General features: G+C 68.5%; 1 protein-coding gene. It reads right to left on the bottom strand.

All coding sequences use genetic code 11. From position 1 onward, the window contains the following. The coding region (locus ACZ7LY_RS32490) for an IS481 family transposase (RefSeq protein ID WP_471628357.1) at positions 1–979 on the bottom strand (979 nt) is incomplete at its 3' end. Positions 980–1,086 lie beyond the last annotated feature (107 nt).

Genomic DNA, 1,086 nt, shown 5'->3' with positions numbered 1-1,086 from the left:
TGTATTGACCCGGAGCGTTGTTCACGCGGCTGATGGGCGGGTGTCCGCCGAGTGCGGTGTGGCAGCGGTGGTGGTTGTAGGTGTGGAGGAAGTCTGCCAGGGCCTGGGTCCGCTCGTCGTTCGTCTGGTAGGGCCGCTGGTAGGCCCACTCCTCGAGCAGGGTGCGGTTGAAGCGTTCGACCTTGCCGTTGGTCTGCGGCCGGTAGGGCCGGATCTTCTTGTGGGTGATGCCCGCGGTGGCCAGGGTCTGGGTGAACAGCCTGGACTTGTAGCAGGAGCCGTTGTCGGTGAGGACCCGTTCGACGGTGATGCCGTGGGCGCTGAAGAAGGCGTTCGCCCGCTGCCAGAAGCCGGCGGCGGTTTCCTTGCGCTCGTCGGTGAGGACCTCGCTGTAGGCCAGGCGGGAGTGGTCGTCGACGGCGGAGTGGATGAACGAGTAGCCGATCACCGGCCTGCAGCTGCGGCGTCGGTCGGTGGTGGCGAGTTTGTTGTCCATCGCCCGGCGGCGGTCCATGACCTTGTGGCCGCCGCCGTCGGGGATGTTGCCGAGCTTTTTGATGTCGACGTGGACGAGTTCGCCCGGCCGGGCGCGTTCGTAGCGGCGGACGATCGCGCCGGTGGGCCGGTCGAGCCAGGCCAGGCGGTTGAGGCCGTGACGGGCCAGGATGCGGTGCACGGTCGAGGCGGGCAGCCCCAGAACCGGTCCGATGCGGGCCGGGCCGAGCTTGCGGTCGGTCCTCAGACGGCAGACTCGGGCCTCGAGCGCGGGTGGTGTGCGATGGGGTGTGGTTCGGGGCTTGCTGGAGCGGTCGTGCAGCCCGGCCTCGCCCTCGGCCCGCCAGCGGCGGATCCACTTGTGGGCGGTGGGCCGCGATATGCCCATCTCGGCCGCCACGTGCGCGACGGGGCGGCCGGACAGCACGCGTTCGACGAGGATCCGTCTGCCGTGCACGGTCAGACGGGCATTACGGTGGGACACGAAGACCTCCGTGTGCGGTGCAGCTTAGACACCTCCACCACACCGGAGGTCTTCGCCATGATCAAGACCCCGGCCCTGTCAACAACGCTCGTGCTCAATACACCTAG

The organism is Streptomyces sp. NPDC107550 (genome assembly GCF_055639095.1).
This window is presented reverse-complemented; position numbering and strand designations above follow the sequence as displayed.